This is a genomic window from Eisenbergiella sp. OF01-20, from assembly GCF_003478085.1.
Taxonomy (GTDB): Bacteria; Bacillota; Clostridia; order Lachnospirales; family Lachnospiraceae; genus Eisenbergiella.
Genome location: NZ_QUES01000004.1, coordinates 274,040 through 291,742, shown reverse-complemented (window position 1 = coordinate 291,742; position 17,703 = coordinate 274,040). Strand labels below are relative to the sequence as shown.

General features: G+C 43.3%; 16 protein-coding genes and 1 pseudogene. All 17 read right to left on the bottom strand.

Annotation, left to right across the window (positions count from 1 at the left end; translation table 11 throughout):
• Positions 1–35: 35 nt before the first annotated feature.
• Complete coding sequence (locus DXA36_RS08325) at positions 36–290, bottom strand: helix-turn-helix domain-containing protein (RefSeq protein WP_069157730.1); 255 nt, start codon at positions 288–290, stop codon at positions 36–38.
• A gap of 8 nt (positions 291–298) precedes the next feature.
• The gene (locus DXA36_RS08320; RefSeq protein ID WP_069157731.1) at positions 299–2,095 is read right to left on the bottom strand and encodes a VirD4-like conjugal transfer protein, CD1115 family; all 1,797 of its coding nucleotides are present in this window, start codon (positions 2,093–2,095) and stop codon (positions 299–301) included.
• Entirely contained in the window at positions 2,080–3,564 is a 1,485-nt protein-coding gene (locus tag DXA36_RS08315; RefSeq protein WP_069157732.1) for a DUF3991 and toprim domain-containing protein, read from the bottom strand. Before DXA36_RS08315 ends, DXA36_RS08320 begins: the two co-directional genes overlap by 16 nt.
• A gap of 14 nt (positions 3,565–3,578) precedes the next feature.
• The gene (gene mobP3 / locus DXA36_RS08310; RefSeq protein WP_069431796.1) at positions 3,579–6,359 is read right to left on the bottom strand and encodes a MobP3 family relaxase; all 2,781 of its coding nucleotides are present in this window, start codon (positions 6,357–6,359) and stop codon (positions 3,579–3,581) included.
• Between the two features lie 136 nt (positions 6,360–6,495).
• A pseudogene (locus DXA36_RS08305) lies at positions 6,496–8,327 on the bottom strand (PIN domain-containing protein).
• 213 nt (positions 8,328–8,540) lie between these two features.
• A complete protein-coding gene (locus DXA36_RS08295) occupies positions 8,541–8,951 on the bottom strand; it encodes a ribbon-helix-helix domain-containing protein (RefSeq protein WP_081338317.1) in 411 nt (136 codons plus the stop codon).
• A 12-nt stretch (positions 8,952–8,963) separates the two neighbouring features.
• Positions 8,964–9,599 carry a DNA cytosine methyltransferase gene (locus tag DXA36_RS08290; RefSeq protein WP_069431798.1) on the bottom strand — a complete coding sequence of 212 codons (636 nt, stop codon included), beginning with the start codon at positions 9,597–9,599 and terminating at the stop codon, positions 8,964–8,966.
• A gap of 479 nt (positions 9,600–10,078) precedes the next feature.
• Positions 10,079–10,336 (bottom strand): DUF6103 family protein, encoded by a 258-nt coding sequence (locus DXA36_RS08285; RefSeq protein WP_069431799.1) that lies wholly within the window; start codon positions 10,334–10,336, stop codon positions 10,079–10,081.
• A 76-nt stretch (positions 10,337–10,412) separates the two neighbouring features.
• Complete coding sequence (locus DXA36_RS08280; RefSeq protein ID WP_069431800.1) at positions 10,413–11,597, bottom strand: DUF5688 family protein; 1,185 nt, start codon at positions 11,595–11,597, stop codon at positions 10,413–10,415.
• Between the two features lie 21 nt (positions 11,598–11,618).
• On the bottom strand, positions 11,619–11,990 hold the full coding sequence (locus DXA36_RS08275; RefSeq protein WP_069431801.1) for a DUF6103 family protein: 372 nt from the start codon (positions 11,988–11,990) through the stop codon (positions 11,619–11,621).
• Between the two features lie 12 nt (positions 11,991–12,002).
• Complete coding sequence (locus DXA36_RS08270; protein WP_069157741.1) at positions 12,003–12,344, bottom strand: DUF6329 domain-containing protein; 342 nt, start codon at positions 12,342–12,344, stop codon at positions 12,003–12,005.
• A gap of 47 nt (positions 12,345–12,391) precedes the next feature.
• Positions 12,392–13,477, bottom strand: a complete 1,086-nt coding sequence (locus tag DXA36_RS08265) for a C40 family peptidase (RefSeq protein ID WP_069157742.1) — start codon at positions 13,475–13,477, stop codon at positions 12,392–12,394.
• Positions 13,453–13,905 (bottom strand): gamma-glutamylcyclotransferase family protein, encoded by a 453-nt coding sequence (locus DXA36_RS08260; RefSeq protein ID WP_069157959.1) that lies wholly within the window; start codon positions 13,903–13,905, stop codon positions 13,453–13,455. The genes DXA36_RS08265 and DXA36_RS08260 overlap by 25 nt, the downstream gene beginning before the upstream one ends.
• 73 nt (positions 13,906–13,978) lie before the next feature.
• Positions 13,979–15,004, bottom strand: coding sequence for an amidoligase family protein (locus DXA36_RS08255; RefSeq protein ID WP_069157743.1), 1,026 nt, complete (start codon positions 15,002–15,004; stop codon positions 13,979–13,981).
• 14 nt (positions 15,005–15,018) lie between these two features.
• Positions 15,019–16,854 carry a VirB4 family type IV secretion system protein gene (locus tag DXA36_RS08250; protein WP_069431802.1) on the bottom strand — a complete coding sequence of 612 codons (1,836 nt, stop codon included), beginning with the start codon at positions 16,852–16,854 and terminating at the stop codon, positions 15,019–15,021.
• Complete coding sequence (locus DXA36_RS08245) at positions 16,847–17,419, bottom strand: hypothetical protein (protein WP_069431803.1); 573 nt, start codon at positions 17,417–17,419, stop codon at positions 16,847–16,849. The genes DXA36_RS08250 and DXA36_RS08245 overlap by 8 nt, the downstream gene beginning before the upstream one ends.
• Positions 17,412–17,681 carry a hypothetical protein gene (locus tag DXA36_RS08240; RefSeq protein WP_069431804.1) on the bottom strand — a complete coding sequence of 90 codons (270 nt, stop codon included), beginning with the start codon at positions 17,679–17,681 and terminating at the stop codon, positions 17,412–17,414. The genes DXA36_RS08245 and DXA36_RS08240 overlap by 8 nt, the downstream gene beginning before the upstream one ends.
• Between the last annotated feature and the right edge of the window lie 22 nt (positions 17,682–17,703).

The window sequence follows — 17,703 nt, the reverse complement described above, 5'->3', positions numbered from 1 at the left end:
TAGTCCACCTAACCGGCGCAGTAATCCCTTTGTGCTTACCTTATGATTTTAAACAGCAGACTGCTTCTGCCACCATTATCACGCCAGCGCTGTTTCTTGCGTATAAATCCGTTTTCCTCCAGATCGCTGATAGCTCGTTTTACGGTGCTGACAGACAGATGCAGTTCCCTGGCAATGGTACCGATTGCCGGGTAGCAGGTGCCTTCCTTATTTGCACGATCCTTTAGGTACAGATATACCGCCACAGCCCTATGGGGCAGTTCTGCTTCATATATTTCTTTTTTGTTCAACTAATCACCTAATCCTCTGTTCTGAGAGCCTGTCTGACCTTTGCCACCGTTTCATTCATCTGGGACTGCAGCATACCACCGCTTCTGGATGCAGTGCCTTGTTCCGTACCTTCCGTCTCCTCATCCACACAGCACATGTATCTGCGGATAATCTCTTCTTCAATCTCCTGCTTGTCTGCGTAGGCTACCTTTCTTGCTGACTTTTCCTCAATCTCGTATGGCTCCTCGAAAGTAATACCCCATTTTAGGAATAACTTCAGCTTGGTCCTCATGGGATGGCTGCCTGTTTTCGACACAATAAAGTTTCCTTTTGGCAGGGACTTTAATTCATCCGGTGTCATCAATGGTCTTTGTATCATCTGGAGGGACTGACTCGGATCATTCTTTCCCCTGCTGATGGAGCCGGACATGACCGTCTTGTTTCCAAGGCTCTTGGACAGTACCTCTGCGGATTCCGAGTTTGGTGCAAATCCACCGAAGATGGTATCCTGGCAGTTATCGATGATAATCTCTGCCCCTTCTTTTCCGTAGTTCTTATTAAGCTGTGCAAAGGACTGTATCATGGGTACGATACTTACCCTTCTGGAACGGGATGCAGAGAACATCATCTCCGCACTCTCAATCTTTGGTATGGTTCCGACCTCATCCCAATAGAAAACCACACGGTTATCCAGCTTTCCTCCATTCTCATCTGCCACCACAAGGATTTCCCTATAGAGTTGCTGCAAAATCAGAGAGATAATAAAATACTTGGTGTTGTCTTCTTCCGGCATCACTAAAAATACCGCTGTCTTCTGCTTACAAAACATTTCAGCATCGATAGCGGTATCAAAGCACAGTATCTGCTCCAGTTCGGAATCCAGAAAGGAGTTCAGTCTGGAGAGTGCTGTGGAAAGAACAGACTGCATGGACTGCTCTGCGGTATTTAAAGCTGCCCCGGCAAACCATTTGGCTTTGTGGGTATCCGGAAGCTTTGCCATAAGCAACTGAAACTGATTTCTTCCTTTTACCTTGGATGGCGCCAGTAAATCCTGAATCAGTTTAAATACACTAATGATGTGTCTTTTCTCCTTGGGACAGAATTCTGCTATTAACAGGATGACTGCGGTCAGCACACCTTCTGCGGCATCATAGAAGAATGCATTTTGTCCGTAGCTGGCACTGTCGGCTCCCCCAGAGGATATGATTGTCTTGGCAGTAATCTTTGCATACTTTTCTGCCTTTGCCTTGGCACTTAAGTTGTTATGATCTGCCAGATACTCATCCATGTACTTGTTTACCAAATGGAGCATATTATCGCCATCACTTCTAGTTGGGTTTCTTAAATCAATGACTGCGGTGTGGTACCCATAGTATTTCTTGGCGATGCCTGCATAGTTTCGGTAAAGGTCGCCCTTGGTATCCGTAGTCAGAAAACTCATTCCGCAGGCACAAGCATATTCGATGTTGGGATAGAGAAAGTGTGCGGTCTTACCCACACCTGCTGCCCCAATCATCAGACAATGCACATCCCCGGTATCCACAAGGGCATATAACTTTCCTACCCTCTCAATGCTGCCAAGCACAAGTCCCTGTGCTGTCGGCAGGTTTTCTCCTTTCCTCCACTTCTCCGGCTCATAGGCTACTTCCACATAGGTTTCTTTAATTTCCTTCTTGGTAGCAAACCGGGCGGTACCGTGCTGGCCATCTCCTACGGTCTTACTCTTGATTCCATTGAGCGTATAATAATGTGCCAGCAGGGAAAGTCCTCCAATCACTAAAAACATAATTCCTCCTAACACAAGCAACATCACGACTGGCTGCATTCCATCCTCATCTCCTTTCTCTGTATGGGTTCCTCATATTCTGTTGCAACAAAAATATGAGCCTTGATACACTCCATCGTCAGGCTCATACATTTCTTCACAAATTCTTCTTTATTCTCTTTTAAGGACAAATCCTCTTTGTCAAATACCTCCATCAGTTCCTCAAAGGCTTTCTGCATGTTCCGAAGCCTTGTATTGTAGTTCCCCTTATCCCTATGTGGCCGGTATCGCTTATGCAGGTTATCCAGTATTTCATCTGCACTTGTTTCCCTGCCAAGTTCCCTGCCTGTTTTCTCCATGCATCGGATTAACACCCCGGTTAAAAGCATTCCTCCACCGTCGAAAGCATCCTCCAGATGTTCTTTTCCGTTTCCTTTCTTCAGTGCATTGTAAATGTCTTGATAATACCGGCACACGCTTTCCTTGGTGGCATACTTCATATCCACACTGTCTGTGACCTGCTTTAGTATTTCCATCCACGCATCGCATTCCAGAATCTTTGGATGCTCCTGTGCCGGAATTACTTCTTCCCCATGCAGGAGTTTTAAATCTTCATTCCAGTCCTTGCAGGAGGATTTTAAATTCTTAATCTGTCTGTACCCATTCTGCACCAGAATCTCTGCCAGTCTTCCACAGGCTTCTATGCCTGCCGGATCATGGTCCAGGCACAGCACAACCGTATCCAGATTTGAGTAATCTTTTAACATCTGCAGCATGGCATGTTCTGAAACTCCGTTTAAGACAATATAACTGTTCTCCTGCCAGTTTACAGGGTACAAGGTCAGAAATGATAGAAAGTCAATGGGTGCCTCAAATACATACAACTTATTTCCTGCTCCGACATAACCGAACCCATAGGAAGAGTCCGAACCATCCTCGTTCATGCGGAAGCTCCTGCCATCCGAACAAGTACCCTTTTTATGTATGTGGCGTGCATTCCCTTCCTTATCCACTCCGACAAATACAGCGTTGTGATGCCCGGCCGATTCATACAGTGTTCCCTGTCTGGCAAAAAAGGACAGCACCTCCCTACTGATATGCCTTTTCTGCATCAGATAGGCATATACTCTTTTCATGGTATCGTTCTTTTCCGGCGGTATTAATACTTTCGGTTCTTTTTCTTCTGTGGTTTTCTCTTCCTTGGGACGTACTGATTTCTTGCCTGTTGTTTCCCTCGGCGGACTTCCTCCATGAATGACCTGTCCGGTTTCCCCATCTAACAAATAGGTAACTGCCTCCGGATAAGACATCCCAAAGAACTCCTGCATGAAATCAATAGCATGGCTTCCCATCTGTTGGCTGTGTCTGTACCAGCGGTTTCCACGGAACGTCACACTACCATGCCGCTTCCATCTCCATTCATTTCCGGAGCGTTCCACTTCTTCATGCTCCCGTTTCAAAATATCCATGATGGGTACTGCATTGGCTCTTTCCTTCTGCTCCTCTGTAAAATAAATGAAATCTCCCAATCTGCTCCTCCTTCCTATTGTGTCTGTACCATTTCTTCCTTATCATCTCTTGCATGACCCTGTGCAATTTTCTTATTCTTAATCTTTCTAGCCAGCTTACGGTCCATACCGGCTCGTCTGCCTCCTTTCTTTCCAGAAGCATCGTCCTCTATGATCTTTTCCAGATGATGCATGAGCCTGGTTGCCATTAGTAGTAAATCCGGATGGGGCATATCATTCCAGTGTTCCAGAAAATAAGTAGCGTACACATTTCCCTGCTCCGCTGCCAATCTGAAATATTCGTATGCTTTTTCCTTATCCTGCTCTACCTCTTTTCCCATCAGATACACCTTGCCAAGGACATACTGTGCATACTGATTTCCCACGCCGGCTGACTCCTCCAGATACAGTATGGCAGGTTCTACATTTTTTGCCACCTCCTCCCCTGCAAGATATAGCTTCCCAAGCCGGTATAATGCAAATTCATTTTTCCGGTTTGCTGCCAGTGTAAGATAGCGGACTGCTCTGCCAATGTCCTTATACTCATCCGACAGATATAGTCTGCCTAACCGGTACCACGCATAGGCATTATCTGCATCTGCTGCCCTGTGTAAATGATAGAACGCCTTTTCCATATCCTTTGCTGTCAGTTCCCCATCCGCATACAGTTTTCCAAGGGCATAATCTGCAAAAGAATTGCCCTGCTCAGAAGCTGCTGTTAGCAATTTAAGTGCCTGCTTGATTTTTTCATAGTCCGGTATTTCCTCAGGGTTGCTTTTCAGTTTCTCCGTTTCCTGACGTATGTATAGCTTTGCCAGTTGATAGGCTGCATGGGTATTTCCATAGTCCGCAGACTTACAAAGATACTTTTCGGTTTCCTTTTCATCTGCTTCGGTACCAACGCCTTGCAGGTACATGGTTCCGATACGGTACCATAAGGTATCATCCCTGGACTTCTTTTCCAGATTTAAAAAACCAAGAAACGCTACCCGGTAGCACTTCTCCGCCAGATCCGTATTCCTCTGGGTTCCTCTTCCGGCTTCATACAATTTCCCCAACTCAAAGGATGCATAAGGATTTCCCTTTTTATGGGAACGCTGAAACAACTGACAGGCTTTTCCCTCGTCCTGCTTCACACCTTTTCCATGCAGATACAGCATACCAAGGGAATATAAGGCGTACTTATGCTCTTTGCCTGATGCTATCTCAAACCATTTGGCCGCCTCCGGCAGATTCTCCTCGGTTCCCAAGCCATACTGACACATTTTACCGATGCGGTATTCCAGATAAGTGTTTTCTTTTCTGTCTTCCACAACAAGCATTGCCTTTAGAGACTTTTCATACCACTCCTGTGCTTTCGTCTTGTCTGCTTCCACAAAAATACCCTGTGCATACATCTTTCCCATGTCTGCCATTGCATAGGCATTTCCCTGTTCGGCTTCCTCCTTCATAACCTCATAGGCAGCCTCCTCATCCGTCTCCATCTCTGATGTGCCATACAGATATTCCCTTGCCTCTTTATAAGCATCCGTCCACTTAGCATAAAACTCCTGACTATCCGCATCTTCTGCTTCCGTTTCATCACTGAAATCATCTGCCGGGGTTTCTATCATATCTTCTGGCACTTCAGAATCATCTGCATCTATTTCTTCCCTTTCGGTTTCCAAATCTTCCAGTCCCTCATCCTCTGTATAAAGATATCCTTCTCCGTATCGTACTGCTTCCCGGATGACCATGTTTTTGATGCTTTTTAATTCCTTCTGCTCCGACAACGGAAGCTGCTCTGCATCTGCATCCTTGTAAAAATGGAGTATCTCACTTTTGCTCTCCATCCATTGTTTGTAACACTCTGCTACCTTTTCTTCCTTTGCCAGTTCATCCACAATACCATTAACAATTGCCTTTACATCTGCTTTCAGATATCCGTATACCTTCTTGCCTCCGGTATTCATTAACCGCTTGGATAACAACTGCATCTGTTCTGCAATTTTTTCGTTGTGACAGATACCACTTTGCATTTGCTGCAATAAAAAAAGCAGACTTTTATTTGCCTGCTCTTTCAACTGTTCCCTTTGCTGTGTTCTCTTTTCATAAATACTCATAAACTCCTGACGGAAAATGTCATGGGCATAGGTAGACCTCATGGTGTCAATACCTTTTGGCGATAGATAACCTTCCGATGGATTTGTGGAGTACACCACCAGATGTACATGAGGGTGATGGGACTCATTATGGAATGCTGCATACCATTTGAGGTTTCTGCTGTCTATCTTATAATTTTCACACAGAAGTTCCACCCTGCTCCGTAGCAGTGCCTGCCACTGTGCGGCATTGTCATATCCAAGCCTTTCTGCATCCTCTCTCCGCAAGCTGATAACATTTGTCCATATCACTCCCGGATGTTTTGCCACCTCCTCTGCCACATGGGACATCACAACAGACTCCCCCTCATTAGAAAACAGACCATGAGTACCGATTCTTTCTACTCTTGGTCTGTTTGCAAGGTAATCTATGTAATTTTTCTTCTTGGCAATGATATCAAGGTTGTTTTCCAGTGCCTGCGTGATAAACTCTGTTGCATTTTCCCTTGTTGGCCTCTGAAGATAATCATAATACTCATGCATGCGGTCTGCATCCTCTATCTTTGACAGGATATCTGCTATCAATTCCTTTTGCTTAACCGTAGCCGGAAGCAGACCGCAGGTATTATCTATCTTCTCCACACCTTCACGGGTGCTGATATAATTCATGTAATTGGCAAGATGTGAAGGAGGGGCATTCTTGAGATAGTTGCAGCGTAAAATTAGTTTAGGCATTTATTTCTCCTCATGAAAAAAGACCACTACACTTCTGCAATGGTCTTCTTGTTTAATTGTAAAACAGGTGCAACCTGAAGATTCACGTTCTTATACTTTCATTAATTGCATAATCTCCTCTACCTTGTCTGTATTATTACTCAATTACTTCTTCAATAATTTCAATAATTGCTTTTTCGGTTTCCATGTATTCATTCTGCTCTAATATGAAATCATCCAACTGCTCAATTATTGAACGGTAACTATAGTCGATTTCATCTTCCAAGCTATCTGCTACACCACCATCCTCATCATACTCCATATAACCCACTGTGAGTTCCACAGTTCCGCATGCTATTATTTCTTTTTCATCAGATAAACTAATATCAATCCATTCTTTATCACCTGCACTTGGATTAATATTAATTTCATCGATTTTCAAAAATAATTTTTGGTCATCAATCCCTAATATCTCAATATCATCTCCATATCCTATACTATCTGGAAGATTTGCTATATCCATTTTTCTTGACGCATCTTCATATTTGAAATCTACCCATTTCTTCATCTCAGATATTTCTTCTTCAGAAATACCATCTTCATCAATTACTCCTGGAAAATCTGTGATTTCTTCCAATTTTGAAGAAATAATACGAATTACACTTTCTATATTTTCTCTATCCGAGAACAATTCCAGTAGCGAATCATATATACTTGATATTTCTTCATATTCCTTATGCAATTCATTAATGCAACTAAAGCGCTCGATAATATCCTCTAACATTTTTGATTCAACAAGATCTTCTTCAAGGTATGTTTCATAATCACCCAATGGATTCAGTCCAACCGATTCACGATCCATATCCTCTATCTCTTGCTCATAATCATATTTCGAATCACCTTCTATCTCATATCTCTCTTTTCTTGAATCTCCACCTAAAATTATTTTAAATGGTAATATCTCAAAAGTATTTTCAGCTCTGTTAATTTCAATTCTACAAGCAAATTTCGCCTTATGCTCTTCTCTAATTCCAATAGTTTCCACATAAACATACTTTTTTTCTTCTGAATCCCATGGAGCATTATCATAGTCCTCGTAAAAACAATCCATAGTGAATGAGCCTTGGCATATTAAAGTTACAATGGATTTATTGTCATCAATTTCATCAACAGAATGAATTCCAATAGTTACATCTGACAAACCGTTCAAGTAGGTTTCTGTATAATCATAACCCTCTGTTACCCCTTTTCTGTCATGTGATAGCCCAATTACATTTATCTCCACATCATTTTGTATGTATCGAGCTAGTTGTGATTCAATACCAGATTTTTGGGCTATCACAAAATCTTTTGTAGCCGCATAAAATTTTTCCTGTTTATTCATTTCACCATATAAAGCTCCTAAAGAAGAAAAGAACAGATGATTATCCCATTGCTGACAGGCTTCTTTAAACCCGTTATCATCACTTATTATCGCAACCATTTCTTCATGTCCAAATCTCTCTCTGATTTGATTTGCTATAAATGCATCTGGAAACTCTTTTCTCTTTTTCTCACCAGTTTGAAATGGAGCTCGAATTTCAAAATAATCGTCTATTATTGCATCCAAATCTATTTTACAAGTATCAAGAATCTCCGCATCCAAATCTCTATATACTTATGTAGCAAATCTATACTCTTCTGTCTTATTTCAGCCTTATCAATACTTAAATCCAGAATATGCCCTAATCCCAGTTGTTTCATTTGATAATCAGTCGCTGTCTTCAAAGCATCTGCCCTTAGTTTTCGCATCAGTGAGCATACAGTAGCACCTCTTTGAGCAATATGTTTTTCCGCTTCCTTAACTACAATATTACTTAATACAACTTTCACTTTTCCTTTTTTTACATAGTTTACCAAAAGTTGAAGCGTACTCTTTTCATCAAAATCAAAATTTGCTGCATCCAAAATATTAGTATCTAATGTCACATAAATAGGATATTTTATCATTTCTCATCAGCCCTTTTTCGTTATTTAATATTCTCAACCTCTAGTTGAATTTTAATACCACTCTTATTGATATCTGCATTAGTCAATCCTTGACACTTAAAACCTCTCTAATTCTGCTACAATAAGACCGTAAATCTCAAAGTCGTTAACTATAAATCTTTTCCCCATTATATCATTCAAGGGAAAATATGTCATTGAATTCTTTCCCTTGCATCAATCATGCTGATATTTATACGCATCCTCAAAAGTTACCGCACCATTAATTCTTTTTACTTCATCCGTACACTTTGCCTGCAACTTCCTTAGTGCCTCTTCATCCACTCCATGACTATATGCAATCACATGGGACAGCTTTGAGGTTTCCACCGCCAGCTTATACATTGCACGGGCCATCCGGTTCTCGCTATCCTTCACTGTGGAATGCATCACTGAGGAGATAGTGGAAAGCATATAGTTTTCGATTTTCTCTGATGTCAAATAGCCGATATAAAATTTCAATGCCTGATTTAAAAATTCATTTCTTGATTTCACATCTGTCTGCTCCAGTAATCCATCTATCTGCTCCAGCAAGTCTTCCTCAATATAAAATCCCTTCCTTACTTTTCCTTCGCTTGCCACTCTCATCCTCCTTCTCTACTACTCCTCGCAGATATCTACGATGTGATCACACAATTTCTGCGGTATCACACTTCTTTCTCTGGCTCCTTTTAATCCCTGCGTCCCAGTCTTGCTTCCTCTTGGAGCTGCCACGTGACACGAATCTCCGTTATGACACATCGGCAAGAACTTCGGATCGGGATGATTCGTCCAGATGTCAGTCGGCTTCATCCGGTTGTCACCGTACTGACAATATGTCACAGTGCATCTTGACAGACCTTTCATCCATTCCATCTTCCGCATACCACCTCTGGTATTTTCAATAAAATAATACTTTGGCTGTAACTCTTCAATAAGTTTCAGCACATGCTGATCTACCATGTCACAAAATTTTGCATATGCACTGACCGGTTCCAAACTTCCGGTTTCAGGATTTTTTCTTCTGTGATGACTGATTGCAGCAATACTGAATGTGGAACAGTCCGGACTCGCCCAGATGACATCCGGCTTTCCAAAAAGCCTTAAGATATCTTCTGCGGTTACCTTACTGATGTCTTCATACAAATCAATGTTCTCAAAGTCCTTAGACCACTCCACACTGAATACTTCATGCCCTCTGCTTTCAAAGGCTTTCCCGATACTCCGTGTTCCTGCAAATAATTCTAAAACTTTCATAGTCCCATACCGGTAGTGGTGCGCACCTTACCCCACGGGACTACTCATTTCCTTTCCATTTTTCTTCTGCCTACAAGCATTATTGCGAAAGGCATAAACTTAAGTTCCCTCAATGCCTTTCAATCCTTAAAAACAATAAAAACAGGCATAACTTCTTCCAAATCTTCAAAAAAGTTATGCCATACCACAAATCCCCCAACGGCTCTGCCGGTGGGTGTTTCACGGGTTAGGCCGCGTATCAGCGGCATAACCCCTTTAACCTGCACTATTTTCGACCCTAGTTTTACAGCCCTCATTTACCCCGGATTTCGTTTCTTTACTCTGCCATTTCCGGCTATTCCGATTACATTTCCTCAAATTGGCTCAAACAGGGCAGAATGGGTGCATGTCGTTCACTTTATCTACTTTTGCCAAACGAAGGCACAAATCGGCTCACGAACGCTCACAGGGGGTAATTTCCCCTACTTCACTATCTGCGCTTACTCATTCTGAGAATATACCCCGGTAGTCATGCCAGCGTTTTTTGCAGTATTTTTGTTGCTTTTCTTAATAGCTGCAGGCACATCACCCCTGCTGTCTATGTATTCCCTTACGGCCTGGGGAACATATTTCTCATACATCTTTCCAAGCACCTCTGTCATCTCGGACTCGAAGTCGGCATCCTTCTTGCCCATATACTGCTTGATGGCATTGAGTTTCTCTTCTTCATACTTGATTGTTACTACTGCCTGTTTCATGTTCTTCTACCTCCATTTTTAAAACTTTGTTGTATTTTCCTCTTGGAAACACAGTTAATAAAACGCTTTGTTGTATCTACATCTGCTGTGTCATATCCTGTACCACAGATTGACTCTGGCTTTCCAAATAATTAAGCCACACATCTTTTTCCACACCAAACAATCCTTCATGAGCAAGGATTTCTTCCCTACTATCCAGCACAGCTTCAGTTCCGTCTTTATACAATTTATGGAGTTCCATCTCGGTATCCAGTAGTTCTAATGCCCTCTCCTTGGTAAGCGGAAGCATGCCATCCCACTGATACCCATATGAATGCATTTCTTCCACGCTAACCCTATCCGGCATAGGAATTTCCTCTTGAGATACCGCCACTACACGGGATAAGACTTGCGTATCACGGCTGTACTGATATACTTCATCTGATAAAATCTCAGTCGGATGCAGTTGGGTACGATTCACCTCTTTTACCATTTCACGCAGCATATCAAAGTCTGTATCTTTCTGTTTTTTTAACAAAATACTTTCGTGGATAGATGATGGAATAACCACAATATCTCCACCAACCCCTTCTGCTATCCTGCTCATGACTTCCGTATCAAACATATAAGCTGCACCATATTGTTTATCCTTATTGCTCAGAACATACATTTCCAAAAGTTCCGTTGCCTCCGACATTTCATCATAGCCAACAGAACGTAACACATTACTCATGGTAGAAAACTCAGGTGGATAGTGGTCGTGCATATTGTTCCAAGCCACTTCCTTTAATGTATTTTCATCGATTCCCCATGACTCCAAATGGGCATTATGTATTAAAACACTTCCCTTTTCTCCATTGGAAAGTTCTACATTAACCCTGTAAAGAAGTGCCAAGTCATCTCTGATTTCATGGGGAACATTTTCCAATAACTCACGGTTCATTTCCACATTCTGTACTACAACAAAAATCCCATTCTTTATCTTCTCATACTGAAATTCAGCAGCCGAAAAGTCACCCACCTGTTCCATACTTTCCATATACATATCTGCTATTTTCTGTAAAATAGCATCCATGCTAACACCTTCTGTATGGGCCTGATAGTATGGCTCAAGATAAATTGCAGGAACAATGTTCCTGTCTCCTTTAATGGAAAGTGCATCCCAAATTACATTGTTGTTCTTTCTCTGCTCCATGATATTGATTTCATGTACGTTGTAATCCTGTGGCAGAAAATCTCTTATATGGTCTGCCACATATTGTTTAAAACTTTCATAGTTCATAATCGTTTACCCTCCTGTTATTTACATACCCATAACCATACCGCTTTCCTGTTCCTGACCGGTTTCCTGTACTTCTCCCTCATCCGCTGTCCGAACGCCGGAATCCGTCTGCTCCGGAACAGTTTCCCTTGCAGCATTCTGTCTGCTGGTGCGTCTGCCCTGTCCTCTTGTCTGTCTCTGAGTCTCTGTCCCTTCTTCCTGCACAGTTTCCTGCTCCGGTGCCAGCTTGCTTTCCACAAATTTTCGCACCTGCTGGGGAACATTTTTCTCATAGATTTTGTCCAAGTGTTCTTTTAATGCTTTTTCTACGGTACTATCATTCTCCCTTAAGAAAAACTCCAAGGCCTCCATCTTTGCCTCGGAAAATCCAATCTTGATTTCTTTCTCTGCCATTTCTTGCTCCTCCTACATTGTCATATTCATTCCGGCAGTCTGTGTTTCCTGCACTTCCTGATACTGCTCCATGATTTCCTTTACCGATGGTACAAATGCAGCGTATCTGGCATAGGATGAGCCTTCGCTCTCCACCAGCACACCATCTTCCATGCCCTCTCCGGTTATTAAAAGACAGTGCCACACACCATCCTTTTCACACATCAAATCCACATTTTCCCTGATAAAGTCATAGTCATGCATCAGATGCTTGGTAAAGGATTCATACTCATTAGCCGGAAGCACAATGACCTTTTCCACACAGAATTCATTTGCCTCTATCTCCGGCTCTTTTCTAAAAAATACTGCTCTCACACTTCCTCCTTTTGAAGCGCAAAACAGATGCCTGTGGCATCAAAAAACTACTGTGGTCTGCCATAAAGCACCTGCTTGTCTTCGTCAAACAAATTTCGATATACTACTTTTCCCTTGGAATAAGATGCATCCACTACCTTTCCATCCCCGGCATAGATGCCCACATGGGTAATGTTCATGAACCGCCCATTGGGTTTATAACTCCAGAATACAAGGTCCCCCGGCTGTAAATCCTCTTTTGCAATGGTCAGGTTATGCTCCACCAGATATCTTCCCTGCTCTGCAGCAGTCCCCGGCAGAATAATCCCCACCTGCCTGTAACACCACAGTGTCATGTAACTGCAATCCACATAATTGTCTTTTCCTCTGTAGGTCTGTGAGTAAGGATGCCCCAGCCGAGACATGGCAAGTTCCACCACCTTTTCTCCTACCTCACTTACAGGCAGGTCATAATAGGTAATGTCACCGTCTCCGTTCCAGCCGGACCATCCATCAAAGCCATCTCCCTCCTGCGGTGCTGTGGTGTTGTATTTTGCGATATGCCACACATTCATTGCATTGGACTGCTGTTCATAGGTTGCTGACACTCCGTAGTGGTCTTTTATCCTCTCAAACAGTTCCACCTTGTCTGTAATGGCTATGGATGCCTGATAGGTTTCCATAGTCTGGGTACCGTCCTCATTGGTAACCGTCCGGGTACGCTCTTCAAAATTCACAAAGGATTCTGCAAATCTCTGGTAGTCCGATTCCGTAAGCCAGAGCCAGTCCTCGCCGAAATACAGAGAGTAAAACACCGCCTCGACCAGATACCTGTCCTGAACATCCCCCTCCGCTACTGCATCTATCTCGTCCATAGCGGCATCCAGATATCCGAAGCTTTGCTGCATCTTGTAGATATATCCTTTATAATCGGCAGGCATGCTTAAAGGAGCAATTCCTCCATGAAATGCCAGACGCACTGCCGCCCTGTTATGGTCTGCCGCTGCGGATGCAAGGTTTAGGATACACACTATGGCAAGAATAAAGGGAATGCATATCCCCACAATCACAGATGCTATCCCTGTCCAGACCTTTTTATTGGTACCAACCGCAATAGCGGCCTTGGCTATCATTGCAGCAGTTGTTGGTTCCATATCGGTTCCTCCATTCTTTCATTCTCAAGTCGTTTCTCCATCACTTCCTTACAGTGAGTCACGCTTTCAAGCAGTCGGTTTACATCAAAACCTGCGTCCAGATATCCTGCTGTGATGGTGTCCAGATAATATGAGGATGGCTTTCCAATCTCATGTCCTTCGTTCATTGTATAAGCCATAATGGTTTCACATCCTTCTTCCGTCTGTACCTCCAAGTCCACCTTGCCATAAAGTCTGGGATATCCTTCATACATATCCAGATTCCTTTCATCCTCCGGTCCAATCTCCCAGATTAACACCGGTACGCTGGAGCCTGCTTTCGGCTCCACTGTGGCTACCGCAGACATACTGTGTCCGCGAAACAACAGCTCATGATCCTTGATTTCCCCTTTGCCGATTACCTTTGCTGTGGGACATCTTCTTGCCATCTGTCCGAGATTTAAATTGGAACCATAGGCAATGTACTTCTTTCTTCTTTCCACTTTTCCTTACCTCCTTGTCCTATAATGACAGATTCATGCCGTGCTCCTGACACTCCTCTGCCTCTTCTATTGGTTCTTCCTGCACCGCCTCCTCCGATGCCCTTAAGGATTCCTCCTTTTCCTTTTTCGCCTTCAGCCTCTCCTTTTGTTTCTCTGCCTGTGCCGGGTCCTTCCATGCAATACCGCCCTCAAGATTTTCAAGCAGGAACTTTCTGGCTGTCTTAAACTCATCCCCAATCATGCCAAGCCGTAAGAGCCATGTGCGGAAGGTATACTTCTCATTGGTGCTGGTGGTCTTTCTGGTGGCGGCGCAGGTCTGGTTTAATGCCTGCCCGGAAATGGCAAGGCAAAACTGTATGTAGGTTTTTACTTTCCCTGCATGGGTAGTGGAATTAAACAGACGAAACTCAATGGTTCCCTTCTGGAACACACTGTGCAGGTTCAGGCAGTGGTATCTGCTGTCATGATAATGCCTGTGGCGGCCATCATTTCCCTTGTACCAGATGTTGCTGACCTCCGCCAATGTTTTTGGCTTTTTCCGGTTCAGACTCTGCAAAAAATCCTCTTCCACTTTCTTGCAGTAACGGTGTTCACGGTTTACATCCACCTGCAATGCCTTGTAGATTAAATCCTCTTTGCTATACATGATGTTGGTAATATTCCTGAGTGTCTTCGCATTATGGGGTGCGGCATTCACATGAACATGAATGCCACACTTTTCCCCTGCAATGGCTCCTGCATGACGAAGCTGCCTTACAATCTCCTGAATGGTTGGGATGTCTGCATATTCACAGATAGGGGATACAAACTCTACCTTGTACTCATCCCAGGCATGGGTTCCGTCCTTTTTCTTTGCCACAATACTGGAATCATACATGACCTTCCACTTCCTCCCCTGATTGTCATAGACACTGTATTCCTCATAATAACCACCATCATATTGGTAGCTGTTACCCAAGTATTTGGAGATAACCTCCGCTGCTTTCTGTCTGGTCAGACCGGTCAGTTCGATTTCAATCCCGAATTTCTGCTCCCGCATATCCATAGGCTAACCTCCAGTTATCTTCCGCCTGCACTACCGAACAGCTTCTCCTTATACTCCGGTGCGTGTACCATCAGATTGTATCGTTCATTGCCACACTTATAAAGGCACACACCTCGCTGGGGATAGCGGATGAGATTATACTCACTCTTCTCAAGCTGCAAGGTATCGATATAAAACTTGGCATCGATGTTACCGGCATTGAATAAAAAGGCATGTGTCGGGATGGAGAACAGCGGTTTTGTATATTCACGGATACCGTCAATGTTGAAGTCCTCCAGATTCTGGCTGGCAAGGATGACCGCACTGTCCTTCTTACGCACGCGTTTCATAAAGTTACGGATGTATTCCACCGCAGTAAGGTTGGTTAAGAACAGATAGAACTCATCGATGCTGGCGGCAGTATGACCGTTTGTTAACAGTTCATTGGACATGTAGGAAAGAATGTTAAACAACATTGCATCCTTCACATTTCTGCTGGCCTGTAACAAGCCTTTTACACCGAAAGTTAAAAAACTGCTGTTCGTGATATTGGTATGTCCGTTAAAAAATTTGGACTCCGCTCCTTTACACATGGAGTGAAGTCCTAAACAGATTTCCTGCAAAAGCTCTGCGGTATAAAGTTGTTTCTTTTTGGCATCGTAGTGCTTATATTCCTCCTCCATCAAATCATAAAGGTCTGAAAGGATAGGGTAATCGGTAGGTTTCAGTTTACTAAAGTCCGTATCATCCCGGATGTTCCACTTCTCATACAGCTTTCCTAACATGATTTCAATGGTATCAATCTGGCTGTCCGTGAAATTCTTATAGGTACGGAAGAAATCCTTTAAGAAAGAGATGTGCTGGCTAAGTTTGGAAGAACAGCGGAAGGCGATTGGTGCCTCCGTATCTTCAGGGCTTCCGTTCTCATCCCAAGTCTTAGGCTCCAGCACATTAATAATAAACTCGCCACTCATAAGATCCACAAAGCATCCACCCAGATTGTTTGTCAGGTCAATGTATTCATGCTCCGGATCAAGGCAGATAACCTTCATGCCGGACTCCCTTAAGATGGTTAATATCAGCTTTAACAGATAGGATTTACCCTGTCCGGAGTTTCCGAGAATCAGGATATTGGCATTGGTCTTATCATCGGCTCTCTGATTAAAGTCCACAATCACATTACTTCCAAACTTATCCCTGCCGATATAGAATCCATTCTTATCCGTTTTGCCGGAATAGTTGAAGGGGAACAGATTGGCCACGCTGGATGCAGGGAGCGCACGTTCAAACTGCTCACGGAACTCATTTCTGCCTACCGGATGGACACACATAAATCCCTGCTTCTGGCGAAGCAGGAGCTTGTCCACATTCAACTTGGAGCGGATTAATTCTGTCAACACCTCTGTCTGCAACAGCTTTAATTTGTCCATGTCCGGGGCAGACAATTCGATAAACACAGCCGTATGGAGCAGCGGCTCCCTGTTCCTGTGCATGGTGGCAATAATGGTTGTCACATCCTGTAAGTTACTTGCTGCAGTAACCGTTTCCTGCAAGTTTTCCGTATTCCCCTGTTTCATACGGTTCTTATTGGCAGCATTGCTGATAATCTTTTTCTCCTCTGCCGGTGTGACCTGTCTGGTATAAATCCTTAAGGTAACGCCATCCTTTTCTCCAAGGTGTCTTAAAATCGCCTGTTCATCCGTTGCAGTAGGATATTCTCTTAGCGCCCAGACACTACGGTATGTGTTTCCACAGATATAGTGGTCCGTATTAAACTGGATAACGGATGGGGCAATCATATCTAAAAAACCTTTCAGCTTTGCCTCGGCAGCCGATTCCGTTACCGTGTTTTTCTTTCTGTTCTTATTCATTTAAAATAATCCACCTTTCTCCGTCAAATTCTTCGAACTTTTCGGTTGTTACATTCTGCTCAAAGTACACTGCAAGGATTCTTCTGATATCCTCTTCCTCGGCTCTCTTGGATTTGAACCCCTGCTCCACAAGCATTTTCTCAATACGGTTTAAGTAGGAGAAAATCTCATTTTCCTTCTGATTACAGAGACGGATAATTAACAGAAACTCTCTTGCAGTAGCCATCTGCACCTGCATGCGGTCTAAGTAATTTGCATCCTTTTCCAGAAGCTTTCGCACCACAGGGTTGGTTTCCTCCTCCATACGATTCTTCAGATATCTCTTGTTGTCCTCAAAATTCTCTCTGGAATTTAAGCACATCATCTCAATCTCTGTAATGCCCTTAAGCACCGTCATCAGCCCATAAATTCTGGCAGACAGACTCTCTTCTGAAAGTACGGAGATGTTGCTCGGCTGGATTAAGAAATAAACCAGCTCATCATTTCTGTATGTTCTGACGCTGTAATCCGTCACTTCCTTGGTTCCCATCAGTTCTCTGGTGGACTCCATATTCTTCTTACTCATCCGGTGTATACCTCCATTCATAATGCTGCTGGTCCATTAAAAAGTACGCACAGGCATAGCGGATAAAATCCCTAATGCTGGTATCCTCCACCTGTATGGTTAAAAACGCATAGGCTCCGGCAATCACCAGCGGAAACCACAGCCCTGCGTATGCAAACGCAAACACAGAGAACAGAACAATAATACCTATAATGGCAAGGTCTTTTAGTTTCCACATCCACATGGTTGCCTTTGCTTTCAAGTTATCGGGATAGATATACATCCTCTTCCTCCTCTCCCATTTT

Coding starts and splice junctions, on each gene's coding strand:
- DXA36_RS08285 (WP_069431799.1), bottom strand. CDS start 10,336: ATGAAACAGGCAGTAGTAACAATCAAGTATGAAGAAGAGAAACTCAAT.
- DXA36_RS08320 (WP_069157731.1), bottom strand. CDS start 2,095: ATGCAGCCAGTCGTGATGTTGCTTGTGTTAGGAGGAATTATGTTTTTA.
- DXA36_RS08265 (WP_069157742.1), bottom strand. CDS start 13,477: ATGGAACCAACAACTGCTGCAATGATAGCCAAGGCCGCTATTGCGGTT.
- DXA36_RS08250 (WP_069431802.1), bottom strand. CDS start 16,854: ATGAATAAGAACAGAAAGAAAAACACGGTAACGGAATCGGCTGCCGAG.
- mobP3 (WP_069431796.1), bottom strand. CDS start 6,359: ATGCCTAAACTAATTTTACGCTGCAACTATCTCAAGAATGCCCCTCCT.
- DXA36_RS08290 (WP_069431798.1), bottom strand. CDS start 9,599: ATGAAAGTTTTAGAATTATTTGCAGGAACACGGAGTATCGGGAAAGCC.
- DXA36_RS08260 (WP_069157959.1), bottom strand. CDS start 13,905: ATGGCAAGAAGATGTCCCACAGCAAAGGTAATCGGCAAAGGGGAAATC.
- DXA36_RS08280 (WP_069431800.1), bottom strand. CDS start 11,597: ATGAACTATGAAAGTTTTAAACAATATGTGGCAGACCATATAAGAGAT.
- DXA36_RS08275 (WP_069431801.1), bottom strand. CDS start 11,990: ATGGCAGAGAAAGAAATCAAGATTGGATTTTCCGAGGCAAAGATGGAG.
- DXA36_RS08295 (WP_081338317.1), bottom strand. CDS start 8,951: ATGAGAGTGGCAAGCGAAGGAAAAGTAAGGAAGGGATTTTATATTGAG.
- DXA36_RS08255 (WP_069157743.1), bottom strand. CDS start 15,004: ATGGATATGCGGGAGCAGAAATTCGGGATTGAAATCGAACTGACCGGT.
- DXA36_RS08240 (WP_069431804.1), bottom strand. CDS start 17,681: ATGTATATCTATCCCGATAACTTGAAAGCAAAGGCAACCATGTGGATG.
- DXA36_RS08245 (WP_069431803.1), bottom strand. CDS start 17,419: ATGAGTAAGAAGAATATGGAGTCCACCAGAGAACTGATGGGAACCAAG.